This window comes from Paenibacillus solanacearum (assembly GCF_910593845.1).
Classification (GTDB): domain Bacteria; phylum Bacillota; class Bacilli; order Paenibacillales; family NBRC-103111; genus Paenibacillus_G; species Paenibacillus_G solanacearum.
The window spans coordinates 18,481-45,396 of the sequence record NZ_CAJVAS010000020.1 but is presented as its reverse complement, the minus strand read 5'-3'; the positions used below and the strand labels follow the sequence as shown (position 1 = coordinate 45,396).

At 55.7% G+C, this 26,916-nt stretch carries 27 protein-coding genes; 23 read left to right on the top strand and 4 right to left on the bottom strand.

From position 1 onward, the window contains the following. Positions 1–170 precede the first annotated feature (170 nt). The 20 genes from gpr to KXG62_RS19945 all read left to right on the top strand — a co-directional run bounded on the left by gpr (position 171) and on the right by KXG62_RS19945 (position 20,994). Complete coding sequence (gene gpr, locus KXG62_RS20040) at positions 171–1,169, top strand: GPR endopeptidase (protein WP_218093787.1); 999 nt, start codon at positions 171–173, stop codon at positions 1,167–1,169. A 278-nt stretch (positions 1,170–1,447) separates the two neighbouring features. Then, positions 1,448–2,701, top strand: a complete 1,254-nt coding sequence (gene spoIIP / locus KXG62_RS20035) for a stage II sporulation protein P (RefSeq protein WP_218093786.1) — start codon at positions 1,448–1,450, stop codon at positions 2,699–2,701. Positions 2,702–2,727: 26 nt separating this feature from the next. Further along, positions 2,728–3,084 carry a hypothetical protein gene (locus tag KXG62_RS20030; RefSeq protein ID WP_218093785.1) on the top strand — a complete coding sequence of 119 codons (357 nt, stop codon included), beginning with the start codon at positions 2,728–2,730 and terminating at the stop codon, positions 3,082–3,084. A 100-nt stretch (positions 3,085–3,184) separates the two neighbouring features. Next, the gene (gene lepA / locus KXG62_RS20025; RefSeq protein ID WP_218093784.1) at positions 3,185–4,996 is read left to right on the top strand and encodes a translation elongation factor 4; all 1,812 of its coding nucleotides are present in this window, start codon (positions 3,185–3,187) and stop codon (positions 4,994–4,996) included. A 93-nt stretch (positions 4,997–5,089) separates the two neighbouring features. Beyond that, positions 5,090–6,259, top strand: coding sequence for a radical SAM family heme chaperone HemW (hemW, locus tag KXG62_RS20020; RefSeq protein WP_218093783.1), 1,170 nt, complete (start codon positions 5,090–5,092; stop codon positions 6,257–6,259). Positions 6,260–6,338: 79 nt separating this feature from the next. After that, a complete protein-coding gene (locus KXG62_RS20015; protein WP_218093782.1) occupies positions 6,339–6,800 on the top strand; it encodes an N-acetyltransferase in 462 nt (153 codons plus the stop codon). Positions 6,801–6,887: 87 nt separating this feature from the next. Beyond that, positions 6,888–7,919: a heat-inducible transcriptional repressor HrcA gene (gene hrcA / locus KXG62_RS20010; protein WP_218093781.1), complete on the top strand. Its 1,032-nt coding sequence runs from the start codon at positions 6,888–6,890 to the stop codon at positions 7,917–7,919. Next, positions 7,916–9,457, top strand: a complete 1,542-nt coding sequence (locus KXG62_RS20005) for a TCP-1/cpn60 chaperonin family protein (protein ID WP_218093780.1) — start codon at positions 7,916–7,918, stop codon at positions 9,455–9,457. Before hrcA ends, KXG62_RS20005 begins: the two co-directional genes overlap by 4 nt. Positions 9,458–9,608: 151 nt before the next feature. Then, positions 9,609–10,232 (top strand): nucleotide exchange factor GrpE, encoded by a 624-nt coding sequence (grpE, locus tag KXG62_RS20000; protein ID WP_218093779.1) that lies wholly within the window; start codon positions 9,609–9,611, stop codon positions 10,230–10,232. Between the two features lie 56 nt (positions 10,233–10,288). Further along, positions 10,289–12,124, top strand: a complete 1,836-nt coding sequence (gene dnaK / locus KXG62_RS19995; protein ID WP_218093778.1) for a molecular chaperone DnaK — start codon at positions 10,289–10,291, stop codon at positions 12,122–12,124. Positions 12,125–12,229: 105 nt separating this feature from the next. After that, positions 12,230–13,345, top strand: coding sequence for a molecular chaperone DnaJ (dnaJ, locus tag KXG62_RS19990; RefSeq protein ID WP_218093777.1), 1,116 nt, complete (start codon positions 12,230–12,232; stop codon positions 13,343–13,345). Positions 13,346–13,536: 191 nt separating this feature from the next. After that, positions 13,537–13,695: a YfhD family protein gene (locus KXG62_RS19985; RefSeq protein ID WP_425517363.1), complete on the top strand. Its 159-nt coding sequence runs from the start codon at positions 13,537–13,539 to the stop codon at positions 13,693–13,695. 14 nt (positions 13,696–13,709) lie between these two features. Next, complete coding sequence (locus KXG62_RS19980; protein WP_218093776.1) at positions 13,710–14,096, top strand: hypothetical protein; 387 nt, start codon at positions 13,710–13,712, stop codon at positions 14,094–14,096. 287 nt (positions 14,097–14,383) lie between these two features. Further along, a complete protein-coding gene (gene prmA / locus KXG62_RS19975) occupies positions 14,384–15,361 on the top strand; it encodes a 50S ribosomal protein L11 methyltransferase (protein WP_218093775.1) in 978 nt (325 codons plus the stop codon). 12 nt (positions 15,362–15,373) lie between these two features. Then, positions 15,374–16,063: a site-2 protease family protein gene (locus tag KXG62_RS19970; protein WP_218093774.1), complete on the top strand. Its 690-nt coding sequence runs from the start codon at positions 15,374–15,376 to the stop codon at positions 16,061–16,063. Positions 16,064–16,202: 139 nt separating this feature from the next. Further along, positions 16,203–16,985 (top strand): 16S rRNA (uracil(1498)-N(3))-methyltransferase, encoded by a 783-nt coding sequence (locus KXG62_RS19965; RefSeq protein ID WP_218093773.1) that lies wholly within the window; start codon positions 16,203–16,205, stop codon positions 16,983–16,985. Further along, positions 16,973–18,385 (top strand): tRNA (N(6)-L-threonylcarbamoyladenosine(37)-C(2))-methylthiotransferase MtaB, encoded by a 1,413-nt coding sequence (gene mtaB, locus KXG62_RS19960; RefSeq protein WP_218093772.1) that lies wholly within the window; start codon positions 16,973–16,975, stop codon positions 18,383–18,385. Before KXG62_RS19965 ends, mtaB begins: the two co-directional genes overlap by 13 nt. A 102-nt stretch (positions 18,386–18,487) precedes the next feature. Beyond that, entirely contained in the window at positions 18,488–18,922 is a 435-nt protein-coding gene (locus KXG62_RS19955) for an NUDIX hydrolase (RefSeq protein ID WP_218093771.1), read from the top strand. Next, on the top strand, positions 18,915–19,598 hold the full coding sequence (deoC, locus tag KXG62_RS19950) for a deoxyribose-phosphate aldolase (protein ID WP_218093770.1): 684 nt from the start codon (positions 18,915–18,917) through the stop codon (positions 19,596–19,598). The genes KXG62_RS19955 and deoC overlap by 8 nt, the downstream gene beginning before the upstream one ends. 25 nt (positions 19,599–19,623) lie before the next feature. Continuing rightward, positions 19,624–20,994 carry a class I SAM-dependent rRNA methyltransferase gene (locus KXG62_RS19945; protein ID WP_218093840.1) on the top strand — a complete coding sequence of 457 codons (1,371 nt, stop codon included), beginning with the start codon at positions 19,624–19,626 and terminating at the stop codon, positions 20,992–20,994. Here the strand turns inward: KXG62_RS19945 and KXG62_RS34400 are convergent. Further along, a complete protein-coding gene (locus KXG62_RS34400; RefSeq protein WP_281426911.1) occupies positions 20,952–21,080 on the bottom strand; it encodes a hypothetical protein in 129 nt (42 codons plus the stop codon). The genes KXG62_RS19945 and KXG62_RS34400 overlap by 43 nt on opposite strands. Before the next feature lie 181 nt (positions 21,081–21,261). Here KXG62_RS34400 and KXG62_RS19940 point away from each other — a divergent pair, with 181 nt between their 5' ends. Further along, positions 21,262–22,605 carry an ABC transporter substrate-binding protein gene (locus KXG62_RS19940; protein ID WP_218093769.1) on the top strand — a complete coding sequence of 448 codons (1,344 nt, stop codon included), beginning with the start codon at positions 21,262–21,264 and terminating at the stop codon, positions 22,603–22,605. Between the two features lie 236 nt (positions 22,606–22,841). Here the strand turns inward: KXG62_RS19940 and KXG62_RS19935 are convergent, their stop codons facing one another. After that, the gene (locus KXG62_RS19935) at positions 22,842–23,729 is read right to left on the bottom strand and encodes an AraC family transcriptional regulator (RefSeq protein ID WP_218093768.1); all 888 of its coding nucleotides are present in this window, start codon (positions 23,727–23,729) and stop codon (positions 22,842–22,844) included. Between the two features lie 129 nt (positions 23,730–23,858). Between KXG62_RS19935 and KXG62_RS19930 the strand changes: the two genes are divergently transcribed. Together KXG62_RS19930 and KXG62_RS19925 are read left to right on the top strand one after the other, a co-directional pair. After that, complete coding sequence (locus tag KXG62_RS19930) at positions 23,859–24,662, top strand: protein phosphatase 2C domain-containing protein (protein WP_218093767.1); 804 nt, start codon at positions 23,859–23,861, stop codon at positions 24,660–24,662. Between the two features lie 140 nt (positions 24,663–24,802). Beyond that, positions 24,803–25,390, top strand: a complete 588-nt coding sequence (locus tag KXG62_RS19925) for a nitroreductase family protein (RefSeq protein WP_218093766.1) — start codon at positions 24,803–24,805, stop codon at positions 25,388–25,390. On the opposite strand, the gene KXG62_RS19920 is transcribed toward KXG62_RS19925, so the two are convergent. Beyond that, positions 25,380–25,874 carry a hypothetical protein gene (locus KXG62_RS19920; RefSeq protein ID WP_246627544.1) on the bottom strand — a complete coding sequence of 165 codons (495 nt, stop codon included), beginning with the start codon at positions 25,872–25,874 and terminating at the stop codon, positions 25,380–25,382. The two genes, KXG62_RS19925 and KXG62_RS19920, sit on opposite strands and share 11 nt — an antisense overlap. Then, complete coding sequence (locus KXG62_RS19915; RefSeq protein ID WP_218093765.1) at positions 25,871–26,728, bottom strand: hypothetical protein; 858 nt, start codon at positions 26,726–26,728, stop codon at positions 25,871–25,873. Before KXG62_RS19915 ends, KXG62_RS19920 begins: the two co-directional genes overlap by 4 nt. Between the last annotated feature and the right edge of the window lie 188 nt (positions 26,729–26,916).

The following is a 26,916-nucleotide window of genomic DNA, read 5'->3' as shown; positions in this document are numbered from 1 at the left end:
CTACAACTTGCAATAAAACACAAATCATCAATTGTTGACAACTCTTGATATTCTAACATGACCCATATTAAAAAGCAATAGAGCAGCTTGGGCCTGCGGAATCTTTTGCATAAGGCCGCTTTCTTTGTCAAACAATATACGGCGAGAAAAGGATGAAGGGAGACGAGCAGATGGAAGCGGATTTGAGCGCATATTCCGTCAGGACGGACTTGGCGTTGGAGGCAAGAGACTTTGCGGCGGCGGCGCAGCCCACCATTCCCGGGGTTCTTTCTTCCGGTTACGAGAAGGAAGGCATCAAGGTGAGCGTGATCGATATTACGTCCGAGCAAGGCGCGCAAGCGCTGGGCAAGCTTCCGGGGCATTACATTACGCTGGAAGTACCGGCGCTGCGGCAAAAGGACAGCGACTTGCAGGACCGGGTCGCCACCGTATTCGCTCAGGAATTCGAGAAGTTTTTGCAAAAGCTGAGCATTCCGAGAAACGCCAGCGTGCTCGTAATCGGCCTCGGCAACTGGAACGTCACGCCGGATGCCTTGGGACCGTTGGTTGTGGAGAACATGACCGTGACGCGCCATTATTTTGAGCTGGTGCCCGATCAAGTCAGTCCCGGTTATCGCCCAGTTAGTGCCGTTGCTCCGGGCGTTCTTGGAACGACGGGTATCGAGACCGGCGAAATCGTGCAGGGCATCGTCGACCGGTCCAAGCCGGATCTGGTCATCGCTATCGATGCATTGGCATCCCGCTCGCTGGAGCGCGTGAATACGACGATTCAGATTGCGGATACCGGTATTCATCCGGGCTCCGGCATCGGCAACAAGCGCAAAGGATTGACGATCGATACGCTTGGCGTGCCGGTCATCGCCATCGGCGTGCCCACGGTCGTCTACGCTTCTACGATCGTGAATAACGCGTTCGACATGATGCATAACCACTTTCAAAGGCAGACGGCCAACACCGGCCAAATTCTCGGCCTGATGGACAACTTGCAGGAGAACGAACGGCTGCAGCTCGTGAAGGAAGTGCTCAATCCGCTAGGACATGATCTGCTCGTCACGCCGAAGGAAATCGACCAATTCATCGAGGACATCGCCAACATTGTGGCAAGCGGCTTGAACGCGGCGCTGCACGAAGCGGTCGATGTTGATAACGTCGCAGCATATACGCATTAAGGAATCGCAGCCAGTCGCATACGGAGCGGGTTCGTCCACGGGTAAGGACGGCCCGCTCTTTCATTTGGCCTGTAATCTAGCAACCGTCCTCTCTCTTTTTTTGGTCCGGCGGTTCTATCTTCTTCCGACGCCTCATAGATTGTTTACTAGAGTACGGGTAAGGACAGAAGGCTAGCGAACCATTCACGGATATGGCGCCTTCGACGGACGAATCGCGTTGTACGGCTTTCCTTGTGCCGCAGCGAACATCCAGGACGAAGATTGAGGAGGAATTGACTATGAAACGGCCGGCTGTGATGTTGAATTTGGAAAAATACACGAAATCGGGATCGATGATCGGCGTCTATACGCGAACGCTATCCTATTTGATAACCGGATGCCTTCTCTTTTTTATATTGCTTGGATTGCTCGGCTACATTCAGTCCAAAGTGACGGGAACGACGCCCTCATCCTCCATGAAAGGCCTGGCCTCGTCGGTATCGAGCCGATTTTTTATGGATATGATGGGAATGGAAGTGCCGCAGCTGAATACGGACCGGAAGGCGTTCACCTTCTCGCAGTCCAACGTATCCGGATTTTTATTCTCGCTTCTGACCGATCTGAATCCTAAAGATCCGCGAACGCTCATTGCTAGAGAAGTCCCGGGCATGGCACAGGACCGGACCGTGCTGCTCAGCCCGTCGGGGTTTGCGGCGGACTCACCGGAGGATTACACGCCCCGGGCCGATGTGTTCAATCCGCAAAATTTGGGAGAGGCCGGCTCTATTACTGCCAATCCGGGCGCACCTGCAAATGAGAAAGAAGGCGAGGTGCACGGACCGGTGATGCCGAATCCGGTCGCGGCGCCGCCGGTGACCGCGGGGAAAAACGTAGCGTTCATCTATCAGACGCATAATCAGGAATCGTATTTGCCGGAGCTGCCGGGCGTCAAGGACCCGGACAAAGCGTATGATCCGAAAAAAAACGTGACGCAGGTAGGCTTGCGGCTGGCGCAAATGCTGGAGAAAGAAGGCATCGGCGCGGTACATTCGGATAAAAACTACCCCGCGATCGAAAAAGGCTTCAACTACTATTATTCTTATAAATATTCTTTGAACACGCTGCAGGAAGCCAGCTCGGGACATCCCGACTTGAAGTATTATTTCGACATTCACCGCGATTCGCAGCGCCGCGACAAGACGACGGCGAGTATCCACGGCAAAGACTACGCACAAGTGTATTTTATTATCGGCGGCAAAAATCCGGACTGGAAGCAAAACTACGAATTCGCCGAGCAAATTCATCAAGTGCTGGAAACGAAATACCCCGGTCTGTCCAAAGGCATCCATGCCAAGTCGGGGGAAGGCAACGGCGTATACAATCAAAATTACTCGGAAAGCAGCGTGCTGATCGAGGTCGGCGGGGTCGACAACAGCCTTGAGGAATGCTACCGCACGGCCGATGCGCTCGCAGTCGCCATCTCGCAAGTGATCTTGAATGCGGAGAAAGTGGACGCGCCGGCACCTTCGCAGGAGCCGAAGAAGCAAAGCTGATACCGAACGGACGGGAGTGGGGAACGATGAGACGGAACAGGTGGATCCAAACGGGAGGCATCGCGCTGGCGATGGCGTTCTGCCTCTTCTTCGGCGTATCGCTGGCGGCGCAAGGAACGGAGCGGATCGGCGGACCGCTCGTGCGTCAGGAGGAACCGGCCAAGCCGCGCTCGTACAGCGCCGCTTCGGCGGGATCGACGGGAGCCGCGGCGTCCGTCAAGCCGAAGCCTCCGGCCAAGCCGGCGAGACCCGAGCCGGTCGAGCTGCAGGGCGGGGACACGGGCATTAACCGCGTAGGCAACAAGACGGGAGATTTGCTGCAAATTGCGGCGCATCACAGCATCCGTTTCATCGTCTCGCTGTTCGAGGCGCTGTTCAAATAACGAATTTTACCTGTATGCAAGCGTCCATTGCTGCGAACCTTCACAACTGCTATAATCAGAAGTATTGTAAATTTGCAGGTTAGTGAGGTTTTTGCCGACGATGGATATCCAAGCCAGACAAAAGAAAATCAGAAATTTTTGCATTATCGCCCATATCGACCACGGGAAATCGACGTTGGCGGATCGGATATTGGAGTTTACGGGCGCGCTTTCGTCGCGTGAGATGCAGGAACAGGTGCTCGACCAGATGGATCTGGAACGAGAACGCGGCATTACAATCAAGCTGCAAGCCGTTCGTTTGAACTACACTGCCGATGACGGCGAACAATATATATTGAATTTGATCGATACGCCCGGACACGTCGACTTTACGTATGAAGTATCCCGAAGCCTGGCCGCCTGTGAAGGCGCCCTGCTCGTCGTCGACGCGGCGCAAGGGATCGAGGCGCAGACGCTCGCGAATGTGTACCTGGCGCTCGATAACAATCTGGAAATATTGCCGGTCATCAACAAGATCGATCTGCCGAGCGCGGACCCGGAACGGGTGAAGCAGGAGGTCGAGGACGTTATCGGTTTGGACGCAAGCGAGGCGGTGCTTGCTTCGGCCAAGGCCGGAATCGGCATTAAGGAAATATTGGAGCAGGTGGTCCAAAAGGTTCCGGCTCCGACGGGAGATCCGGACAAGCCGCTGAAGGCGCTTATTTTCGACTCCCACTACGATCCGTACAAAGGCGTTATCGTCTACGTGCGGGTCATCGACGGCTCGATCCGCGCCGGTTCGAAAATCAAATTCATGGCAACGGACAAAACCTTCGAGGTGATCGAGGTCGGCGCGTTCAAACCGCGGATGGGCGCGGTCGATTCGCTGGAAGTCGGGGACGTCGGTTTTATCGTCGCCGGCATCAAGACCGTCGGCGATACGCGTGTCGGGGATACGGTCACCGATGCGAAAAACCCGACACCAGTGCCGCTGCCGGGTTATCGTAAAATCAACCCGATGGTATTCTGCGGCCTGTATCCGATCGAGACGAGCGATTACAATGATTTGCGCGAGGCGCTGGAGAAGCTGCAGCTCAACGACGCGTCGCTCAGCTTCGAGCCGGAGACGTCGACCGCGCTCGGCTTCGGGTTCCGCTGCGGATTTCTCGGTTTGCTCCACATGGACGTCATTCAGGAGCGGATCGAGCGGGAATTTAACATTCCGCTCATCACGACCGCGCCGAGCGTAGTGTTCCGCGTGACGCAGACGAACGGCACCGTGCTTACCATCGAGAACCCGTCGCTATTCCCGGAGACGGGAAAAATCGACTTCGTCGAAGAGCCTTACGTCAAGGCGAAGGTTATCGTCCCTAACGACTATGTGGGCGCGATCATGGAGCTTTGTCAAAACAAGCGCGGCGAGTTCATCAACATGGAGTATCTCGATACGACGCGCGTGACGCTGACCTACGAAATTCCGTTGTCGGAGATCGTATACGACTTTTTCGATCAGCTCAAGTCAAGCACGAAAGGCTACGCTTCGTTCGACTACGAGCTGTCCGGTTATAGACAATCCAATCTCGTCAAGATGGACATTTTGCTGAACGCCGAGCAGGTCGACGCGCTGTCGTTCATCGTGCACCGCGACCGGGCTTATAACCGGGGACGCATCATTTGCGAGAAGCTGCGGGAACTCATTCCGCGGCAAATGTTCGAGGTACCGATCCAAGCGTCGATCGGACAAAAGATCATCGCGAGAGAAACGGTCAAAGCGATGCGCAAAAACGTACTCGCCAAATGTTACGGCGGCGACATTTCCCGGAAACGGAAGCTGCTCGAGAAGCAGAAGGAAGGGAAAAAGCGCATGAAGCAGGTCGGCAGCGTCGAGGTGCCGCAGGAAGCGTTCATGGCCGTGCTTCGAATCGACGAATAAACGATAGCAACAATATAAACGAAACGATAACATGTGAGCAGGTGCTGCCGGCTGGACCGAGCGCCTGCTTTTCATATGGGAAAGGAGGCAGCCATGTTACAGCGAACACAGACGCCTAAGGCGGTTTACATTCATATCCCGTTTTGCACGAACAAATGCCATTATTGCGATTTTAACTCCTACGTGCTGAAAGGTCAGCCCGTCATGGACTATCTCGATGCGCTGGAGCGGGAGATGGAGCAGACCGCGGCGCAGGTGCCGCCGGGCGAGATCGAGACCGTCTTCGTAGGCGGAGGAACGCCGACAGTGCTGCTGCCGGATCAAATGGAGAGCTTCCTGAGCCGCGTACGTGCGTATTTTCCGAATTTGGCGCCGAATGCGGAATTTACGATGGAGGCGAATCCGGGAACGACGGATTTGGAGAAGCTGCAGGCGATGAAAGCCGGCGGGGTGAACCGGATCAGCTTCGGTGTGCAGTCGTTTAATAATGCGCTGCTCGAAGGAATCGGACGGATTCATAATACGGACGATGTGTACCGGAGTCTGGAGAACGCACGCGCGGCGGGCTTTACGAACATGTCGATCGACTTGATGTTCGGATTGCCCAAGCAGACGATTCAGATCATGAAGGATACGCTGCGGGAGGCGCTCGCGCTGAATTTGCCGCACTATTCGATCTACAGCCTCAAGGTAGAGGAGAACACGCTGTTCCATACGCTGTACCAGCGCGGACAGCTGCCGCTGCCGGAGGAGGACGAAGAGGTCGGCATGTTCGAGCTCATCATGGATACGCTGCGCGGCGCAGGGTATGGGCAGTATGAGATCAGCAATTTCGCGCGGCCGGGATTCGAGAGCCGCCACAATATGATGTACTGGCGCAATCAGAGCTATTACGGGCTTGGAGCGGGCGCTCACGGTTATGTGCACGGTCTCAGACATGTGAATATCAAGGGTGTCCAGCCGTATATTGACGCTACCCGGTCGGGGCTTCCGATACTGGAGAAGAACGAAGTGGACCGCGAGGAAGCGATGGAAGATTTCATGATGGTCGGTTTGCGTATGCGCAGAGGGGTGCGCCGCGCGGATTTCATGGAGCAGTTCGGCTGTGAGCCGGAATCGGTGTTCGGCGCCGTAATCGACAAATTTCTTCGGCTGGAGCTGCTGGAGCGCACGGAGGAAGGCTATAAGCTAAGCGATCGCGGTCTTCCGCTCGGCAATGAGGTGTTCGGCGAATTTCTCGGCGTGGCGGAAGCAAAAAAATGATTGATTGCTTATACGATTCGTTGTATATTTATTCATATGTTTGGACTTCGACTTAGACATACGAATGGTGGGATGGGCAATGGTCGTTACTTGCAGAAGAGCGACGGAACAGGACGTCGATTCATTATACGTTATTATTCAAGGCTATGCCGAGCAAGGGATCATGCTCCCGCGGTCAAAGGAAGTGCTTACTTCCCAGATCGATACGTTTGTCGTAGCGGAGGACGAAGAGCGGCTGATCGGATGCGGTTCATTGACGAGGCTCGGACAAGATCTGGTGGAGATTCGATCGCTTGGCGTCGTGGACGGCTATAAGGGAAAAGGCATCGGCAAGGCGATCGTAAACCGGCTCGTGCAGGAAGCCGGAGAGCAAGGCATTCCGAAGGTGATGGCGCTCACGTATGAGGTCAGCTTTTTCGAGAAAAACGGCTTTACCGTCGTACCGAAAGAAATTTTCCCCGAGAAAGTTTGGCGTGACTGCATTCATTGCAAAAAACAGCATTGCTGCGATGAAATCGCTGTGCTGAAAAGGCTCGATTGAACTTGACACGGACCCTTTGGGTCTGTTATTTTTGTATTAGCTTAGCACTCACCTGAATGGAGTGCTAACGATTCGGAGGTGAATGTTATGTTGACCGAACGCCAACGACATATATTAAGTGCCATCGTAGATGATTATATTCGTTCAGCAGAGCCGATTGGCTCCCGCAGCATTTCCAAACGCGGTAACGTCGGATTCAGCCCGGCCACCATTCGCAATGAAATGTCAGACCTGGAAGAGATGGGATTTTTGGAGCAGCCGCATACGTCGGCCGGACGCATTCCTTCTAATAAAGGCTATCGATATTATGTAGACCACCTGATCACGTACGGACAGCTCCCAACCAATGAGATCGACGTGCTGAAGCGGTTTTTTACCGGGAAAATGCAGGAGATGGAGAGCGTCGTTCAGCAGGCGGCGATGATCTTGTCGCAATTGACGCCGTACACTTCCATCGTGCTGAGTCCCGAGATGCACAGCACTACGCTGAAACATCTGCAGATCGTTCCGCTGAACGACCGGACGGCCGTTGCGATTATCGTTACGAATACGGGCCAGGTCGAGAACAAGACGGTTACGATTCCGGAAGGCATTCCGATGCAGGAGATCGAGAGATTCGTCAATTTGCTCAACGCGCGAATGAAGAACGTGCCGCTGCTTCACTTCAAGTCGAAGCTGTACACGGAAATCGCCGCCGAATTGAGCAGCTTTGCCGCGGGGTATGAAGAATTGCTCGGCATGCTCGATCAAGTGATCGACCAGGGCGAGGAAGAACGCATCTTCTTGGGCGGCACGACGAATATATTGACGCAGCCGGAATTCAAAGACGTCGACAAGGTGAAGAGCATTCTCGACCTGCTCTCGGAAACGCCGAAGCTGCTTCGGCTGTTCGACGACGCCGAAGCCGATGGAGGCATTCAGGTACGTATCGGCACCGAGAACAAGCTGGAAGCTTTCAACGATTGCAGTCTGATCACCGCAAGTTATTCCGTTGCCGGGCATCATCTTGGGACAATCGGCATTCTTGGGCCGACCCGGATGGATTATGCGAAAGTCATTAAACTGCTGGATCATTTGTCCAAAGATATGACCCATCTAATGGAGCGATGGTATCGATGAACCCAGTGAACAAAGTGGGGCAGGAAGGCGACGAAGCTTACGCCACGCTGCGCAACAACGCGGGCGCGATCCGGGCGATCTGCTCGGCCGTCGAAGGCACGTTAGGGCCGAAAGGGCTCGATACGATGCTGGTCGGCGCTCAAGGCGAAGTGATCATCACCAATGACGGCGTGACCATATTGGAGACGATGGACGTATCGCATCCGGCAGCCCGCCTGCTCATTCAAGTGGCGCGCTCGCAGCAGCAGGAGGTCGGCGACGGCACGACGACAGCCACAGTGCTCGCAGGTGCACTCGTAGCCGAAGGCGTCGCCCAGGTAACGCGCGGCGTGCCCGTGGCTAAAGTCGTCCGCGGCATCCAGGAGGGTGTCGCGGCAGCGCTGCAGTCGATTGCCGGCCGCGCTCGGCGCATCGAAGGGCTGGACGATCCGCGGCTGTATCGGATCGCGTATGTAGCCGGACGAGAGCATGCCGATCTGGCCGGTCTCATCATCGAGGGGGCGAAGCGGCTCGGCCTGCCGAAGCTGCGAGAAGCGAGCTTCCGCTTCTCCGATGTCGTGCTGTCGCATGGCAAGGCGCAGAACGAAGTATGGCCGGGCCTGCTCCTGCCGAAGAAGCCGGCGAATGCACAGCCGGACTTCCCGCCGTTTGCGGCGAACGTGCTGCTGTTCCAGGACGCGTTCGAGCCGGAATCGGTCGATGACGAAGCGCTCATGACCGAAGCGGGCTTCCAGCGGCAGATGCAGCTGCGCGACCAGTTTCGCCAGTCGCTGGCGAAGCTGGCCGAGCTGCGGGTCGGGCTGATCGCTTCCGAGCGCGGCGTCGACGCCGAAGCGGAGCAGTTTTGCACGGACCACGGCATCATGGTCCTGCAGCGGCTGCCGCGTGCGGAATTGCGCCGCGTCGCGGATTATACCGGCGCGCGGCCGATTCGCCGCAGCGGGCTGCTGAAGCCTGCCGCCGAGCTGGCCGGCTGTCTCGGCTTCGCCGGGCACGCCGCCTACGACGAGCGGCTCGAATGCGTGCGCCTGGCCGAAGGCAAAGGCCGCCCGCAAGTGTCGATCGTCGTAGGCGCCAGCACGAGCGAGGTTGTCGGCGAGCGGCTGCGCATCGCCCGCGACGCGGCTTCGAGCGTGCAGGCCGCGCTGCGCTCCGGGTATTTGCCCGGCGGCGGGGCCGCCGAAATGGCCGCGGCGCACGAGCTCGAGCGGTACCGCGAGACCGTGCAGGGCATGGAGGGCTTCGGCATCGCCGCTGTTGCGCAGGCGCTGCGCAAGCCGCTGGCGCAGATCGTCGTCAACGCGGGGTACAACCCGTTGGAGAAGGTCGAGCAGGTGCGGGCTGCGCAAATTGCAGCGCGAAGCGACAGCATCGGCATCGATTGCGATACCGGTGCGACGACGGATATGCTCGAGCTCGGTATCGTCGATCCCTCCGAGGTGAAGCTGCACGCGCTTCAAGCGGCAGGCGAGGTCGCCTGCGCCGTGCTGCGCATTCATACCGTCATCAAGATGCGCCAGCCTCACGCCGAAGAATAGCGTTTGTCGTCTTCGAAGCGGCTGTCGCGTCCATCGGGCAGCACTCATTGCGGTATCCAATAACGAAACAGGACAGGATGTTCCCGCGTATCGTTCGATCGCGCAAATATAACGGGCCACGGACCGGAATCGGTTAAGGAGGTGACACACATTGAATACGGAACAACAACAAAAAGCTTCCCAAGCGGAAGAAGTAAACGAACGCGAAGGGCAAGCTACATATGAGGCGAACGCGCCGGAACCGCCGGACGCGTCGAATCAGGCTGCCGAGGCCGGAGACGAACAGGCGCAGGCAGCGGAAACTTCCGCGCAAGAAGGTGCTGTCAAGCAAGAGCTGGAGCAGCTGAAGATGCAGGCGGAAGAAAACCAGCAACGTTACTTGCGGGCGCAAGCCGACTTTGACAATTTCAGACGGCGCACGATCAAGGAGAAAGAAGATTTCGCCAAGTATGCGTCCTTGAAATTGATCGAGCAGTTGCTGCCGGTCGTTGACAATTTCGAACGCGCGCTGGCTGCGAGTAAGGACAACAAGGATCACGAGGCTTTGTCCAAAGGCGTCGACATGATTTTCCGCCAGCTCGATCAAGTGCTGGCCGGCGAAGGCTTGCAGGCGATGTCGACGGTAGGCACTCCGTTCAATCCCGAATTTCACCAGGCGATCATGCAGGTGGAGTCCGAGGAATACGAGGAGGGCATCGTTGTGGAAGAGGTGCAGAAGGGCTATATGCTGAAAGATAAAGTTCTGCGTCCCGCCATGGTCAAAGTGAGCTCATAAAATAAATACGTACTACAAAAATATTAGTGCCACAAGCGATAAGGAGGATTCCTCTAATGAGTAAAGTTATCGGGATTGACTTAGGTACGACGAACTCTTGCGTAGCCGTGATGGAAGGCGGCGAAGCGGTCGTTATCCCTAATGCGGAAGGTAACCGCACAACCCCTTCGGTTGTCGGTTTCAAGAAAGACGGCGAGCGTGTCGTCGGCGAAACGGCGAAGCGTCAAGCTATTACGAATCCGGATCGTACCGTCATTTCCATCAAGCGTCATATGGGTACGAATCATAAAGAAAAAATCGATGATAAAGATTATTCCCCGCAAGAAATTTCGGCGATGATTTTGCAAAAGCTGAAAGCTGACGCGGAAGCGTATCTCGGCCAGCCGGTAACGCAGGCGGTTATTACAGTTCCCGCTTATTTCAACGACAGCCAGCGTCAAGCGACGAAGGATGCCGGCAAAATCGCAGGTCTGGAAGTGCTGCGGATCGTGAACGAGCCGACGGCGGCCGCACTGGCGTACGGTCTGGAGAAAACGGAAGACCAAACGATCCTCGTCTACGACCTTGGCGGCGGTACGTTCGACGTATCAATCCTTGAGCTCGGCGACGGTTTCTTCGAAGTAAAAGCGACGAGCGGCGACAACCGTCTCGGCGGCGACGACTTCGACCAAGTGATTATCGATTACCTCGCAGCCGAGTTCAAGAAAGAGCACGGCATCGACCTTAGCAAAGACAAAGCAGCCGTTCAACGGTTGAAAGACGCTGCGGAAAAAGCGAAAAAAGAGCTGTCCGGCGTGTTGACGACGACGATCTCGCTGCCGTTCATTACGGTTGTAGACGGCGTACCGCAGCACTTGGAGGTCAACTTGACCCGTGCGAAATTCGAAGAAATTTCCGCGCAACTCGTAGAAAGAACGATGGGCCCGACGCGCCAGGCGCTGAACGACTCCGGCCTGTCGCCGGATCAAATCAACAAAATCGTGCTCGTTGGCGGCTCTACGCGGATTCCTGCCGTACAGGAAGCGGTCAAACGCTTGACCGGCAAAGAGCCTCATAAAGGCGTGAACCCGGACGAAGTGGTTGCACTCGGCGCGGCTGTCCAAGCCGGCGTGTTGACTGGCGACGTGAAGGACGTCGTATTGCTCGACGTTACTCCGCTGTCCCTCGGGATCGAGACGGCAGGCGGCGTGTCCACGAAAATGATCGACCGCAACACGACCATCCCGACGACCAAATCGCAAGTGTTCACGACTTACGCGGACAGCCAGCCGAGCGTGGAAATTCACGTGCTGCAAGGCGAGCGCGCAATGGCGGCGGACAACAAGACGCTTGGCCGCTTCATTCTGGGCGACATCCCGCCGGCACCGCGCGGCATACCGCAAATCGAAGTAACGTTCGATATCGACGCCAACGGCATCGTGAACGTGTCGGCGCTCGATAAAGGCACCGGCAAGAGCCAGAAGATTACGATCACGTCCTCGAGCGGTTTGTCCGATGAGGAAATCGACCGTATGATGAAGGACGCCGAGTCCCACGCGGAAGAAGACCGCAAGCGCAAGGAACTCGTAGAAGCCCGCAACGAGGCCGATCAGCTCGTCTATTCCGTAGACAAGACGATCAAAGACCTCGGCGATAAAGTGGATCAAGGCGAGATCGACAAAGCGAACGCGGCGAAAGAGAAAGTGAAAAAAGCGCTTGAAGGCGACAACCTTGACGAGATCAAGGCTTCGACTGAAGAGCTGACGCAAATCGTGCAGCAGCTTTCCGTGAAATTGTACGAACAAGCGCAGCAGGCGCAAGCCGGCGGCGAAGCGGCGGAAGGCCAAGGCGCTTCCAAGGGCAAGGACAATGTCGTCGACGCGGATTACGAAGTAGTTGACGACAAGAAGTAAGACAAGATATGATGAAATTACGCGCGAAAGTCAAAGCCGGTCTGTTGGCTTTGACTTTCCGTGTGTTTATCCGGTATGTGAGCGCAAGGAATGGGAGTGTAAGCGATGAGTAAACGCGATTATTACGAGGTGCTGGGTGTCGATAAATCCGCCTCGCCGGAAGATATCAAGAAAGCTTACCGCAAGCTTGCCCGCCAGTATCACCCGGACGTTAACAAGGCGGCCGACGCGGAATCGAAATTTAAAGAAGCGAAGGAAGCGTACGACATCCTGAGCGACGATCAGAAGAAAGCGCAGTATGACCGTTTTGGCCACGTGGATCCGAACCAGGGGATGGGCGGCGGCGGCGCGCAAGATTTCGGCGGCTTCGGCGATTTGTTCGATATGTTTTTCGGCGGCGGGGGTCAACGCAGAAATCCGAATGCGCCTCAGCGGGGGAACGATCTGCAATATACGATGACGATCGAATTCAAGGAAGCGGTATTCGGCAAGAAGACCGAAATCAATATTCCGCGCACGGAGACATGCGATACGTGTCAAGGCAGCGGAGCAAAACCGGGCACGAAGCCGGAAACATGCGGCGTCTGCCATGGGTCCGGCCAGCAGGAAGTGGTGCAGAATACGGCGTTCGGACGCATCGTGAACCGCCGCGTATGTTCCGCTTGCCAAGGCCAGGGCAAAATCATCAAAGACAAGTGCGGCACATGCCATGGCGCGGGGAAAGTGAAAAAGCAGCGGACGATTTCGCTCAACATCCCGGCCGGCGTCGACGACGGAGCGCAGCTGCGCGTCAGCGGTGAAGGAGAGTCGGGTACGCGCGGCGGCCCTCCGGGGGATCTGTACGTTGTTATCCGGGTGAAGCCGCATGACTTTTTCGAACGCGAAGGCGATGATATTTATTGCGAAGTGCCGCTGACGTTTGCGCAGGCAGCGCTTGGCGACGAGATCGAAATTCCGACGCTGACGGAGAAGGTGAAGCTCAAAATACCGGCAGGTACGCAGACCGACACCTATTTCCGGTTGAAGGGCAAAGGGGTGCCTCGTTTGCGCGGCCACGGCCAAGGGGACCAGCACGTGAAGGTCGTCGTCGTGACCCCGACGAGCTTGAACGACGAGCAAAGGGAGCTGCTTCGCGAATTTTCCCGCTTGAGCGGCGAGCAAACACATGAGCAGCAGCAGTCGATTTTCGAGCGGATGAAAAAAGCGTTTTTAGGCGAATAACGACAGTGCATACGAGTATGAAACGGACACGGCCGGCCCTTGTGGCGCGGCGGTGTCTTTTTGCATATTCGAGGCGAATTTGCGGACAATAGAAGCAGGTTTGGAATTGAAAAACCTGCCGCGATCATTGCTAAATGCATGAGGCTCGAAGATCATCCGGTAACGGAATTGCAAAAGGGAGGACATCCGACATGGAGATGAACTGGAATGAAGAGGCACAGAGCGGAGCCCATAAGCTGCCGATAGCCAAGCAGGAGGATGTGGAGTTTTCCGCCGATTTGGCGGATCAGGACGATCGGGAAGCCCAAGAACGGGCCGAACAGGCCGATGCAAGGCAAGAGCAGCAGTAGAAAGGATGAGGAAGATGGCGGAAAGAGGCATCCTGGCCTACTTTCACTCTCCGCAGGAAGCGCAGGGCTGCATATCGAAGCTGCAGGCGCTGCGCGCGATTGACGTGCAAATCGATAAAGTCGGGCAATACCCCGGACAAGGTAACGATGAGACGTTTAACCCGCTTAGCAATAGCGATTTTGACGGCTTGTCCCACTTGACACTGGGGGCGGCGCCTTCCAGCCAGGATGCGCGCATCCTGATGGCGGCCAGCCCCGATGCCAGCGGGATGAGCGATGGCGGGCATGATTTTTACACCGACGACATGACGCGTCGGGATACGCTGTTGACGGTTGTCGTAAATGAAGCGGCGTATGACCAGGCCGTACGCGTCATCGAAGAGGCCGGAGGGCGAATCTAGTAGAACGAGCGGCTCGGCTTGCAGCCAGCCGGCTTTCAGACGATAGCTCAATATGCCATTTTAAGAAACGACATCAGACGGTTTTCCGCAAGAAACACAGAGCGGAAAGCCGTTTTTTCATTGCCACGAAGAGCAACGCAGGGATAACGGAAGCATATGGGCGAAGATTTTTCCCGCTGATGCGGCGAAACTTGCGGTATTCGGCGTTTAAGCTGTTTTACCAGCGTAAATAATTGTTGTATACTATGGTTTATGGCTTGTTGAGAATGAATGGGGGTTACTACCGCGTGCGTTGGCATGAAATTACGGTTCATACGACCGAAGAAGCAATCGAAATGATTTCGAATTTTATACATGAGCTGGGAGCGGGAGGCGTCTCGATTGAGGAATCGGGCACGCTGAACAAACCGCGGGATACGTCGCTCGGACAATGGTACGAGACGCCGCTCAACGATATTCCGGAGGGCCGTGCTGTCATTAAGGGGTATTTTTCCGAAGGTACGGATATGGACCGGATCCTTAACGATTTGAAGGCGTCGGTGAACCAGCTGGCCGAGTACGACATCGATACGGGGAATCCTGCGTATGAATTGAAAGACGTGGATGACGAAGATTGGGCAAACGCCTGGAAGCAGTACTTCAAGCCGCTGCGCATCACGGACAAGCTGACGATTAAGCCGACATGGGAGGATTATACTCCGGGACCGGAAGAAGTCATCATTGAGCTCGATCCGGGCATGGCTTTCGGCACGGGGACGCATGCGACAACGTCGCTGTGCTTGAGAACGCTTCAGGAGGAGATCAAGGGCGGAGAAGAGGTTATCGACGTAGGCACTGGTTCCGGCGTGCTGGCGATTGCCGCGGCGAAGCTCGGCGCGAAGCATGTGCTTGCGCTGGATCTTGATCCGGTAGCGGTGTCGAGCGCAACGGAGAATGTGCAGCTGAACGGGATGGAGGAGCAGATCACGGTCAAGCTGAGCGACCTGCTTCAAGTGCTCGGCGAGAACGAAACCGAAGCAGGGGCGAGCGCTCTTGGCGTGAAGCTCCCGGTGAAGGTGGTCGTAGCTAACATTTTGGCAGAAATCATCCTGCTGTTCGTCAAAGACGTGTATGACGTACTGGCTCCAGGCGGCACGTATATCGTGTCCGGCGTCATCAAAGCGAAGCAGGAGCAGGTGGAACAAGGACTGACCTCTGCCGGTTTCACCATATCCCGAGTGAACGAGGACCAAGATTGGGTCGTCATCGTTGCTCAAAAAGGATAGGCGGTGTAAAGGTTGGATTGGAACAGTTTCCTCCCTTTTCCGATAGAGCAGCTGCCTTTTGTATTTCTGGTGCTGCTCATCGGATTTTCCGTGCATGAATTTTCACATGCGTATGTCGCCGACCGGTTCGGCGATCCGACTCCCCGTTCGATGGGGCGGTTAACATTAAACCCTCGCGTCCATCTGGATGTGCTCGGGATGATTTTTTTTCTGCTGATCGGAATCGGCTGGGCGAAGCCCGTGCTGATCAATCGCAGCAAATTCAAAAGACCGCGTCTGATGGGAATCGCCGTTTCGTTTGCGGGACCGTTCAGCAATCTGGTGTTGGCCTTTATTTCGATGCTCATTTTATTCGCGCTGTATCAGTTCAAGCTGCTGGATAGCCTGTCCGATGGCGTCAATATGGCGATCAAGCTGTTTTTCTCCCTGATGGTCACGCAGAACATCTTTTTGTTCATTTTGAATCTGATTCCGTTCCCTCCGCTGGACGGCTACCGGATCGTGGAGGACTTGCTGCCCCGAAGCTGGATGGCGAGAGTGAAGCAGTACGAGCAGTGGCTGTTTTACGCGATATTGCTCATGTTCTTCATCCCTCCGATCCGGGCGGTGACGCTCGGTCCGATTTTCGCTCAGCAGGACTCGATCATTCATCTGTTTTCGACCGCGGCGGAGCATATTTTTGGCTTTGCCGTAAGACTTTGACGACTGGTATTTTACGAGAAAAAGTTGTAAGATGGAGGATGACCGTTTGGCGTGTATGCTGCCGAAACGGTCAGACCCATTATAGGGATCTTTGAGCCAAGCTCAACGTCTCTCATTCATTCGGATTGAAGGGTACCTCATGCAAAGATATTTCATTACGCCGGCGCAATGGGCCGGCGATACTGTCGTGATACAGGGCGATGACGCTCATCACATCATAAGGGTTATGCGTGCCAAGCCGGGAGACGCGTTTATTGTCAGCGACGGCGAGAGCCGGGAAGCGATCGTGAAGGTGCGCACCGTCGGCAAGGACGAAGTGACTGCCGATCCGGTCGAGTGGCTGGCAATGGAGAACGAGCCTTCGGTCGACGTATGGATTGCGCAGAGCTTGCCGAAAGGCGACAAGATGGAGCTCGTTATTCAAAAAGGAACGGAAATCGGAGCTGCGCGGTTTCTGCCGTTCGTATCCGAACGTACCGTTGTCCAGCTCGACGGCAAAAAAGAAGGCAAGCGCGTCGAGCGGTGGCAGAAGATCGCGAAAGAAGCGGCCGAGCAGGCTCATCGCAACAAGGTGCCTGCCGTGGATTCGCCGCTTGCGTGGAAAGCGCTGCTTCAGCGCGCATCGGAAGCGGACTGCGCCTGGATCTGCTACGAGAAGGAGAGCGCGCAGGAGCTGCGCACGGAGATCCGGCGGGCGCTTGCGCCGAAGGAAGGCGATACGGCAAGACGGACGCTGCTTCTGATCGTCGGACCGGAGGGCGGGTTCACGGAGCAGGAAGTAGCTGCGGCCGAAGCGGCCGGCTGCCGCTCGGTCGGCTTGGGCAAACGCATATTGCGAACGGAAACGGCCGCCATGGTCGGCCTTACATGTATTTTATATGAAGCCGGAGAGATGGGAGGAGCGCCAGCATGGCAACAGTAGCGTTTCATACGCTTGGATGCAAAGTGAATTTTTACGATACGGAAGCGATTTGGCAGCTGTTCAAGCGGGAAGGCTATGAGCAGGTAGATTTTGAGTCGACGGCCGATGTATATGTCATCAACACGTGTACGGTTACGAATACGGGCGACAAGAAGAGCCGGCAAATGATTCGCCGCGCCGTTCGCCGCAATCCGGAGGCGGTTATCGCTGTCACGGGCTGCTACGCGCAGACGTCCCCCGCCGAAATTATGGCGATTCCGGGCGTGGATCTGGTCATCGGTACGCAGGACCGGGACAAGTTCATGACTTATGTCAATCAATTGAATCAGGAGCGCCAGCCGATTAACGCGGTGCGCAACATTATGAAAACCCGTTCGTTCGAGGAACTCGACGTTCCGGATTTTGCGGATCGGACGCGGGCATTTCTGAAAATCCAAGAAGGCTGCAACAATTTCTGTACCTTCTGTATTATTCCGTGGTCGCGCGGACTGATGCGCAGCCGCGAGCCGGAGAGCGTCGTCAAGCAGGCGCGCATGCTTGTGGAGGCCGGTTATCAGGAGATTGTACTGACCGGGATTCACACCGGCGGTTACGGCGAGGATATGGAGGATTACAGTCTAGCGAAGCTGCTGTGGGATCTGGATCAAGTCGAAGGGCTGAAACGGATCCGGATCAGCTCGATCGAGGCGAGCCAAATTACCGACGAAGTGCTGGAAGTGCTGCAAAAGTCGGACAAAATGTGCCGCCATCTGCATATTCCGCTTCAAGCGGGAGACGATGATGTGCTGAAACGGATGCGCCGTAAATATACGACGGAAGAATTCGCGGCGAAGATCGAGCATATCCACCGGATTATGCCGGGGGTGGCGATTACGACCGACGTCATTGTCGGGTTTCCCGGGGAGACGGAGGAGATGTTCCGCGACGGGTACCGCTTCATGGAGCGGATGGGCTTCTCCGAAATGCACGTGTTCCCTTATTCGAAGCGGACCGGCACGCCGGCGGCGCGAATGGAAGATCAGGTGGATGAGGAAGTGAAAAACGCCCGCGTGCACGAGCTGATCGATTTGTCGGAACGGATGCAGCTTGCTTATGCGCAGCGGTTCGTCGGCACTGAACTGGAAGTCATTCCGGAGCGCGATTACAAGGGGCAGCCGGGAGCCGGGCTCTTGATGGGGTACACGGACAACTACATTCAGCTTGTATTCGAAGGCAAGGAAGAATGGATCGGGCAAGTGTGCCGCGTGAGGGTGACCGAAGCCGGCGTCAACGAATGCCGGGGCGTGCTCGTGGAGCAGCCGGCCGTCGCCTTGACAGCCTCCGTCGTGAAAGCCCGCCAAAGCACGGTAGGCGATGCGTCGGAGACGATTCCGGGGCAAGCGGCGAAAGCGATCGTATAATGCGTTGCTTCTATTCAAGCATATAAAGGATTTCGCCTTATTGCGGCTGGCCGGCCCTTAAGGTGAAGTCCTTTCATTTACACTAACGAAAGGGTGATGTCGATGAAGGAGATTTCAGCGGGAGGCGTCGTATTTCGCAAAGTCGGAAATGATTTGCAGGTGCAAATGATTCAGGACCGTTACGGCAAAATTACGCTGCCGAAAGGAAAGATGGAATCGGGCGAGACGGTTGAGCAAACCGCACTGCGAGAAATTCGTGAAGAAACGGGCATCGAGGGTGCCATTCTGCAGCCGCTGGAGACGATCACGTATCAGTTTAACTTGGCTGGTGTAGGGCTTGTCGATAAAGAAGTGCATTATTATTTGGTGGAAGCGACGGGGGGCACGCTCCAGGCGCAGGTGGAGGAAATCCGCGGCGTGGAATGGCTGCATCCGCTCGAAGCGTGGTACCAGCAAACGCATGCCGGTTACGGCAATAACGATTCCGTGTTAAAAAAAGCGCTGCATGCGCTGGGCTATGAGGTGAACAATGACTAATTTCGATAAGAAACAAATCGCCTCGTATATCGACCATACGCTGCTGAAGGCCGAAGCCGACGAAAGCGCCATTCGCAAACTGTGCGAAGAAGCGAAGCAGCACGGATTTTACAGCGTTTGCGTGAACGGAACATGGGTGCCTTTGTGCCGTGAGCTGTTGCAAGGAACCGGCGTCAAAATCGCGGTTGTATGCGGATTCCCGCTCGGGGCAAACGATAGCTCCGTAAAAGCGTATGAAGCGGCCAAGGCGGCCGAGCAGGGTGCAGAAGAGATCGATATGGTACTGCAAATCGGCCTCCTCAAGCAAGGAGACTTCAATGCCGTGCGCGAGGACATTCGCGCGGTCGTCCAGGCGGTACAAGGAAAGGCGATCGTCAAAGTGATTTTCGAAACCGGCCAACTGACCGACGAGCAGAAAATTGCGGCCTGTCGGCTGTCCGAAGAGGCGGGAGCGCATTTCGTGAAAACGTCAACGGGCTTCGGGCAAGGAGGAGCGACGGAGGACGATATTCGTTTGATGCGTGCGAACGTGTCCGCAGCGATCGGAGTGAAAGCGTCCGGAGGCGTACGCGACTTCGAAACGGCGGTCAAAATGATCGAAGCTGGGGCTACAAGACTCGGAACGAGCTCCGGGGTAGCGATTATTACCGGACTCCAGAGCAGCTCGTCTTATTAATTTCGAAGTTGGAGGCCTATAGTTGATGGCAGCAGTCTATTTGCAGAAAAAACGGAAAAAACGGCTGGAGGAAGGACATCCGTGGGTGTTCCAGTCGGAAATCGAACGGACGGAAGGCGACACCGCCCCCGGCCGGATCGTATCCATACATAATCATGTAGGACAATATTTGGCGTCGGGCTACTATAACCAGGCATCGCAAATCGCCGTTCGGGTCGTGTCGCACGAACCGCTGGAGGCGATGGATTTTGACTTTTTCGCGCAAAAATTCGAACGGTGCAAGGCGCATCGCGAGAGGTTCGTGCCGGATGCCCGCGCCTATCGTCTTGTATATGGAGAAGCGGACTTTTTACCCGGGCTTATCGTCGACAAGTTCGAGGACGTGCTGGTCGTGCAAATATTGACGCTGGGCATGGAGTACGCGAAGGAGCAGCTGCTTGAGGCGCTCATTCACGTCATGAAGCCTACGGGCGTCTATGAACGCAGCGATGTTTCCGTTCGCGAGCTTGAGGGGCTAGAGCAGCGCACGGGAAGCTTGTACGGCGATTGTCCCCGTTACGTCACGATTCGCGAGAACGGGCTGCTGATCGAGGTCGATATCGAGCAGGGTCAGAAGACGGGGTACTTTTTCGACCAGCGGGAAAACCGCGCTGCGCTCGCGCCGCTTATGCAAGGGTGGGGTAGCCGCAGCGGCATCGAGCTGATGGACCGGCTGCAGGATGACGGCTCGACGAAGCGGGTGCCGGTGAATGCGAACGGCAAAGAGGTGACGTTCCCTTACTGGGACGGCGCCACGGTGCTGGAATGCTTCTCGCATACGGGGAGCTTTACGCTTCACGCGTGCCGGTACGGGGCCAAAAAAGTAACCTGCCTCGATATTTCCGAGCATGCGGTGGAAACGGCCCGGCATAACGTTGAGCTGAATGGCTATACCGACCGGGTGGAGTTCGTCGTTGCCGATGCGTTCGATTATTTGCGCGAGCAGGTCAAAGGATTGGATCAGCGGACGGAGCGGGCCCAGGCCGACGTACGAAAGGTCGATACGTCGCAGCCGCTGACGGGCAAAGGGCGTACGTGGGACGTGGTCATTCTCGATCCGCCGGCTTTTGCCAAGTCGCGCGGAGCGGTGGAAGGCGCGTGCCGCGGATACAAAGATATTAACCTGCACGGCATGAAGCTGGTCAACGAGGGCGGCTATCTGGTCACGGCCAGCTGCTCTTATCATATGAAGCCGGAGCTGTTTCTCGAGACGGTTCATGCGGCGGCGACCGATGCAGGTAAACTATTGCGGCTTGTCGAGTTTCGCGCAGCGGGCAAAGATCATCCGCGGATTCTCGGCGTCGATGAAGGGAATTATTTGAAATTCGCGATTTTCGAAGTGCGCAGCAAGCGGTAGTGCGTCACGTCCTGCCGCTGCGTTAGCGAACGATACGGCCACCGGTTGCTGTCAGGCAGCAGACCGGTCTTATCCAAACGGTACATGCGGCGTTATCCCGAGAGTGCAGGGGGCGCCGCGGTGTGCCGTTTTTTTGTGATGCTCCAAAATGACCTTCCAGTATCGCAATTTGGCATACAGGCGATGCGATTTTTCGGTACGATGAATGCAAATGCAGCAAACAGCCATCTGACCGATTGACAAGCGATCTCAAGGAGGGTACTTCTCATGAAACACCGTGCCAACAAGTTCGGATTTACTCGCGGGTTGTGGATTGCAGTCGCGATTGCCGCCATGACCGGCTGCGCGAAGGAGGCCGGTACGCCGGCTCAAGGGACGGATAGCAAGACCGGAACGCTTCAAGCGGAGCCGTTCACGACAGAACCGGTGACGGTCACACTGTTCTCCAATTCGGCGGGCATTAATACAGAGAAAGATTTGGAAATACTCGCCGCGCCGGTGCGCCAAAAATATCCGAACATTAAGATCGAGCAAATCAAGGGAGCGAAAATCAACGAGCTGATCACTGCCGGGGAAATTCCCGACCTGATCGCAACGACCCATTCCGGCATGATGAATATGCTGCAGCTTGGTCTGGGCAGCGATCTGAATCCAATGGTGAAGGCGAAAAACATGGATTTGAACCGATTTGAGCCGGAAATCGTGAAAGCGATCAAGCAATACGGCAAAGACGGCGAGCTGTACGGCATCCCGTATGCGATGAACTATGGCGTACTTGTGTATAACAAAGACATTTTCAATAAATTCGGCGTGCCTTATCCGAAGGACGGCATGACATGGAATGAACTGCTGGATGTGGCCAGAAAAGTGACGCGCTCCGACAACGGCGTGCAATACATCGGCTGGGACGGCGGCATGGAAGTTTATACCCGTGCGCATTCGATCCCGCTGATTGACGATAAGCAGGAGAAGCCGCTCCTTAGCTCCGCGCCGCTCCAGAACGTATTTACGTATTTGCGAAGCTTGTACAATATCCCGGGCATTGTTGATGACAAAGGGAAATATTCGTACGGCGGCGTCAACTATTTTATTAAGGATCAAAAGCTGGCCATGTATCCGTTCTGGATTACGGGCTTGACGAGCCGCGTGCAAGCATTGGCGGACGGGGGAGATAACTTTGATTGGGATTTGGCCGCATTCCCAAGCGCCGAAGACCGGAAAGGCGTCGGCCGGGAAGTAGAGTTCCAATCGCTGATGGTGACGCCGATGAGCAAAAACAAGGAAGCGGCGTACCGGGTCATGGAAGTGTTGACGAGCGACGAGGTGCAGACGGCGTTGAACCGCGATTACAGCTTGACGGTGCTCAACAATCTGGCGCTGCGGAAGCAGTTTGCCAAAGGGCTTAAGGTGTACGAAGGGAAAAACATGGAAGGCATTTTCTCGGTCAAACCGGCTCCGTCCACTCCAGTCACGCCGTACGATTCGAAGCTGACTTCTTTCTTATCGGAAGCGGTCAAGCGGATGGTGCAGGAGCATCAGGACGTCAATACGGTATTGAGGGAAGCGAACGAGAAGGCCGAGAAATACATTCAGGAAGAGAAAACGCGCTAGAGCAGCGGCTGGGGGCATAGGCTTAGCGCTAAGCGAATCCCAAGCGCGCCTGTCGACGCTGAGCAGCGGGCGAGTGGACTCCATACGGATCAGAGCGGGAGTACCATTTGTAGAGTCGCGGCGGTTACTCCCTTAGAAACGAACAGCGGGCTTGCCGTACGGCCGTTCCGAGTGAGAGTGCCGGCGTGCTCCTGTGCGACGAAGGTTAAGCGCGCCAAGCGAACAATAGAACGCATTCAATTCGTTGCTTTCGAATAAGAAGCGCGGTATTCGCTAGGCGTCATGCCGGTCATTTCCTTAAATATGCGCGAGAACGTTCGGTACGATTCGAAGCCAACCTCGACGGCGACGTCATGGATGCCCATTTTCGTTGCGATCAACAGCCCGGACGCTCTGCGTAATCGAAGGGTGTGCATATAGTGCAGAAAGCCTTGTCCCAAATGCTTTTTGAAGGAGCGGTGAACCCAGGAAGTGCTGACGCCGAAGTGTTCGGATAACATCGCGGAGTCGAGATCGTCCGCATAGTGATTATGAACGTACTGGAGCATCTCCCAGAACAGATCTTTGGGAGGCGGCTGAAGCGATTTTCCACCGGGAGCCGGGAAAAAGGGGCGGGAACGCATGTACAGTACGATCGCTTCCGTTAATTTCGCACGAATCAGCGCGTCTCTTCCCGGCAAAGAGCCGGAATATTCATGGAACAGTTCGAAATAGATGCGTTTCATCTTCTCGAACGCTTCGCCGGACAAATCGACATACGCCGGAAGCTCCTCGACGGAACTCATGAATCGGCGGCTCAGTTCCGGGTCCGCTTGCGGTCCGACGGCCAGACTGATGTCGAACAAGCAGTTGTACACCTGCAGCGGGGGACCGGTTTCCGTTGTGTGAAGCTCATGGACATGGTGCGGAAGCAAAAAGGTGACTGTGCCCGGGCGCAGCTCATGAGGCTTGCCGTTGATCAATTCCGTTCCGTATCCTTCCACGATTAACGCGAGCTCGGCAAAATCATGGTGATGCAGTCGTTTTTTCTTATATACCGTCACGTGACGCATGAAAAAAGGAAGCTGTTCTTTGCTCAAATTCGCGATGGATACGACGTCTTGATAAACCGGGAAAATGGACATAAACAACCTCCTTTACAAGGATTATGGAAAGTTTTGCTTAAATTATACGATAAGGCGGGATTTTGATCTACAGTTGATTGTTTTATTTACAATCGCTTTAACATATTGACTAGGAAAGGATGAGTAATCGTGAAATGGCAGGCAGCAACGAGGAAAAGCTTTCAAAAACGGGAAGCCGAGGACGCTTACGTCGTGAATGAGCGGGCCGGCGTGTTCGGCGTATTCGATGGCGTTACCCCGATGGACGATTATCAAGACGCCTACGGTCATAACGGAGCATTCATCGCCTCCAACTTGTTCAGGGAACACTTTGCGCGCTTGTCCGCTCCATGCGATGCGACAGAAGCGCTCGTGCAGGCTAATCAGCGATTAAGGGAACGCATGCTACGCTCGCCTATCGATATGACGCAGCGTCACCTGCTGTGGTCGACCTGCGCCGTTGTGGTTGTCGTGCATGACGGCAAGGCGTCCTATGCGCATGTTGGCGACTGCATGATCATCGCGCTCGACAAAGAAGGTCATACGACCGTCTTGACCAAGGACTACGTAGACGGCGTGTCCGCCAGAGCGGAAGCCAAGAGAGCCTTAGACCGCAAGCAGGGCGTATTCGTGCCGGAGGAAGATTACTTTCGGGAGCCGGTCCATCAGCAAGCCTATCAGCGATGGATGGCCAACACGCCGGAAGGCTATTCGGTTGCGAACGGAATGGAGGAAATGGGAGCGTACATTCAAACCGGCATCGTGGATACGACGCAGTTGCAGGCGCTGCTCCTCATATCCGATGGTATGGTGTATCCGGGCGGCCGTCATGAAAATGTAATCCATGCCATTCGTGAGATCGGCATAGAAACGTACATGCTGGAGATGGAAGACTGGGAACGAAACAACCGCGTCAGGCCGGACGATAAAACGGCGATATTGCTCCAATTCTGAACGGGGAGCAAGGACATAGCCGAACCGCCCGTTAGGAAGCAAGACCGTTCGAAGAACCTTACCGCGAATTGACGCTCCGAAGGCGCGAATGTATCATAAGCTTAATGATCTTATCATGCATGCCTTTGGAGGATGGAGAAATGAATCAAGCGATGACGCTGTACGAGGCAATCCGAGAACGGCGCAGCATTGGACGCGTGAAGAGCGACCCGGTGGAACGCGGCCAAATCGAACAAATACTGGAAGCAGGGAACTGGGCGCCCAGCCATATGCACACGGAACCGTGGCGGTTCTATGTGATGACGGGAGCGGGACGGCAAGTATTGGCCGATGCCTATGCCGATATCGCGGCTGAGAACGCAGGCTCCTTGTCGAGCGAGCAACTGGAGGAACTCAGGAGCAAGCAGGGGACCAAAGCGTTCCGCGCTCCGCTGGTCATTGCCGTCGCGGTATCGCCTTCTGCAGCTCCAGGAGTGATTCGAATCGAGGAATTCGCCGCGGCCCACTCGGCAGTGCAAAATATGCTGTTAACCGTACACGCGCTGGGACTGGGGGCGATTTGGCGCAGCGGCGAGCCGATGTATCATCCGCGGATGAAGCGGACGTTCGGGCTGCAGGACGGCGAGGAGCTTGTTGCCCTGCTTTATATCGGGTATCCCGATATGACACTCCCCGCTGCGAATAGAAAGACGCCGGTACATCATAAAACCGTCTGGATTACCGAGTAACGGAAGGACGCGCGAGCCGGAGGCTGAGTAAACAGCCTGCATAAAGGCTTAGGGCCGATACGAGCGTGCCGATCCCGATGTACTTCCCTACATACGGCGTGCAGTAGAACGGAAACTCCTCGCATAACACGCCGAATCCGGCGCCAGGAAACGCATGTCCGTACCACGATGCGGGATAGCCCGACGCAAGCAAGGTGGCAAGGAAGACGATCAAGCCCTTTTCGACGAGAAAAGCTACCGCCAAAGCATGCACGACGTAGCGCAGCAAGTACCCGGCCGGAGCGAACAACCCGAGTCCGGCAAACGGGATGACGGTAAAGAATGCGCCATAGTAGATGGCCGAAATATGGCGTGATTGATCGGCCGGCACATCGCTGAACAATGAATACGTCATCCCGGCGAGCAAGTACATCAGGCAAAAGCAGACACCGTAGACGAATGCGATAACAACCGTTGTGGACAGCCAGCGGTACCGCATCTTCATTGGACCGCTTGCAGCAGCTCCGCCGCTTCTTTCTTATGGATTCGTTTGCTTAATTGCAGCAAGGCGCTGACGGCCGCTTTCTGGACGGCGGCGGATTCGTCGCGCAGCAGGATGCGCAGCGCAGGGCTGAGCCGGTGAACGTGCGGCGCCGCTTCCGGAGCCGAGAATAACCTGGCGGCATGTCGTCTCACCTGGCGGGCTTCGTCCACCGCCCATTGCATCAGCCGCGCTTCCACTTCATCGGCGTAATAGCGCAGCAGTCCGCTCCACGTGCGCGGCGCGAATTCTTTTCTGACAACCGGATCGTTATCCCGCAGAAGTGGCTCCAGCAAATCCAGCAGGAGCGGGCCCCATGCGGGATTTTTTGCGTTTGAGGCAAGCTGGACGGCAGCAACGACCGACCGCCTCACATACGGGGTGTCATGGCGAGTCCACGTCTCCAGCACGGGGTAAAACAGTGCAAAATGCTTCGCAAGCACGGCACCGCATGCTTTGGCCGCCCAATCGCGAACCGCGGCGTGGCCGCTGGATGCGAGGCGCTGGAGCAAATCTGCCGCACGATCGGCATCCCCGCCGTAATGAACGGACAGGATGAACACGGCCAGCTCCTCGCCGAGCTCTTGTCCTGCGGCAGACAGTGATTCCGCGAGAATCACCAGCCTGTCGCTGTCGTAATCCAGTGCCGTTTCGATATATTGAACGGCATGATGCTGAAGCGCCTGCCGCGGGGTTCCTTCGAGTTCCGCAAGCTCGTTTCCGATCTGGGCGAGCAGGTCTTGGATGGAACCGTTCTTCGCAGCGGAGGCAATCTCCTCCTCCCAATCCGGCTTATGTGTTATCGTATTCGGCCGCATCCGAGTCACTTCCTTTGTTTGGAATCTTAGCACCATTGTATAAGAAAATGGGGTAAAGAACAAGTGTTCTTATTCGTTCGATGTGATATAATGATGAGTGCAGCCAAAACCTACCTTTTCCCTAAACCGGTTCATTTTTGGTAGAATAGGAGAGTCATTGGCAAACGATTCGGATATTGAGGTGACGA

What these genes read in the sequence shown, in the direction of transcription:
- gpr (WP_218093787.1), top strand. Translation starts at nt 171, where the DNA reads ATGGAAGCGGATTTGAGCGCATATTCCGTCAGGACGGACTTGGCGTTG.
- spoIIP (WP_218093786.1), top strand. Translation starts at nt 1,448, where the DNA reads ATGAAACGGCCGGCTGTGATGTTGAATTTGGAAAAATACACGAAATCG.
- KXG62_RS20030 (WP_218093785.1), top strand. Translation starts at nt 2,728, where the DNA reads ATGAGACGGAACAGGTGGATCCAAACGGGAGGCATCGCGCTGGCGATG.
- lepA (WP_218093784.1), top strand. Translation starts at nt 3,185, where the DNA reads ATGGATATCCAAGCCAGACAAAAGAAAATCAGAAATTTTTGCATTATC.
- hemW (WP_218093783.1), top strand. Translation starts at nt 5,090, where the DNA reads ATGTTACAGCGAACACAGACGCCTAAGGCGGTTTACATTCATATCCCG.
- KXG62_RS20015 (WP_218093782.1), top strand. Translation starts at nt 6,339, where the DNA reads ATGGTCGTTACTTGCAGAAGAGCGACGGAACAGGACGTCGATTCATTA.
- hrcA (WP_218093781.1), top strand. Translation starts at nt 6,888, where the DNA reads ATGTTGACCGAACGCCAACGACATATATTAAGTGCCATCGTAGATGAT.
- KXG62_RS20005 (WP_218093780.1), top strand. Translation starts at nt 7,916, where the DNA reads ATGAACCCAGTGAACAAAGTGGGGCAGGAAGGCGACGAAGCTTACGCC.
- dnaK (WP_218093778.1), top strand. Translation starts at nt 10,289, where the DNA reads ATGAGTAAAGTTATCGGGATTGACTTAGGTACGACGAACTCTTGCGTA.
- dnaJ (WP_218093777.1), top strand. Translation starts at nt 12,230, where the DNA reads ATGAGTAAACGCGATTATTACGAGGTGCTGGGTGTCGATAAATCCGCC.
- KXG62_RS19985 (WP_425517363.1), top strand. Translation starts at nt 13,537, where the DNA reads ATGGAGATGAACTGGAATGAAGAGGCACAGAGCGGAGCCCATAAGCTG.
- KXG62_RS19980 (WP_218093776.1), top strand. Translation starts at nt 13,710, where the DNA reads ATGGCGGAAAGAGGCATCCTGGCCTACTTTCACTCTCCGCAGGAAGCG.
- KXG62_RS19965 (WP_218093773.1), top strand. Translation starts at nt 16,203, where the DNA reads ATGCAAAGATATTTCATTACGCCGGCGCAATGGGCCGGCGATACTGTC.
- mtaB (WP_218093772.1), top strand. Translation starts at nt 16,973, where the DNA reads ATGGCAACAGTAGCGTTTCATACGCTTGGATGCAAAGTGAATTTTTAC.
- KXG62_RS19955 (WP_218093771.1), top strand. Translation starts at nt 18,488, where the DNA reads ATGAAGGAGATTTCAGCGGGAGGCGTCGTATTTCGCAAAGTCGGAAAT.
- deoC (WP_218093770.1), top strand. Translation starts at nt 18,915, where the DNA reads ATGACTAATTTCGATAAGAAACAAATCGCCTCGTATATCGACCATACG.
- KXG62_RS19945 (WP_218093840.1), top strand. Translation starts at nt 19,624, where the DNA reads ATGGCAGCAGTCTATTTGCAGAAAAAACGGAAAAAACGGCTGGAGGAA.
- KXG62_RS34400 (WP_281426911.1), bottom strand. Translation starts at nt 21,080, where the DNA reads ATGTACCGTTTGGATAAGACCGGTCTGCTGCCTGACAGCAACCGGTGG.
- KXG62_RS19940 (WP_218093769.1), top strand. Translation starts at nt 21,262, where the DNA reads ATGAAACACCGTGCCAACAAGTTCGGATTTACTCGCGGGTTGTGGATT.
- KXG62_RS19935 (WP_218093768.1), bottom strand. Translation starts at nt 23,729, where the DNA reads ATGTCCATTTTCCCGGTTTATCAAGACGTCGTATCCATCGCGAATTTG.
- KXG62_RS19925 (WP_218093766.1), top strand. Translation starts at nt 24,803, where the DNA reads ATGAATCAAGCGATGACGCTGTACGAGGCAATCCGAGAACGGCGCAGC.
- KXG62_RS19920 (WP_246627544.1), bottom strand. Translation starts at nt 25,874, where the DNA reads ATGAAGATGCGGTACCGCTGGCTGTCCACAACGGTTGTTATCGCATTC.
- KXG62_RS19915 (WP_218093765.1), bottom strand. Translation starts at nt 26,728, where the DNA reads ATGCGGCCGAATACGATAACACATAAGCCGGATTGGGAGGAGGAGATT.